The organism is Oleiphilus sp. HI0117, from assembly GCF_001635235.1.
Map to the genome: position 1 here is coordinate 1 of NZ_LWGA01000479.1, position 288 is coordinate 288.

Annotated in this window: 1 protein-coding gene; it reads right to left on the reverse strand. The window is 46.9% G+C overall.

Annotation, left to right across the window (positions count from 1 at the left end; translation table 11 throughout):
• Nucleotides 1-285: pyridoxal-phosphate dependent enzyme (locus A3757_RS05450; RefSeq protein ID WP_255374975.1), on the reverse strand; the 285-nt coding region annotated here is incomplete at its 3' end.
• Between the last annotated feature and the right edge of the window lie 3 nt (nucleotides 286-288).

Consider the following 288-nt stretch of genomic DNA (forward strand, 5'->3'; position numbering starts at 1 on the left):
GAAGGCTTTACGAAGTTCCTCTGTACAGCCAGTGATATGACCGCCAGTGCCAACACCGGTAATCAGATAATCAAGACCATCGGGGAAATCGGAAATAATCTCTTGCGCAGTAGTACGGCGATGGATCGCAACATTTTCAGCATTGGTAAATTGTTGTGGCATCCAGTGATTACTGCCTTTTGTAACTAGTTCGGCAGCTGTTTCAATTGCACCGCCCATGCCTTTTTCTTTTGGTGTTAGTACGAGCTCGGCACCCAGAGCTGTCATGTACTTTCGACGCTCTATAGA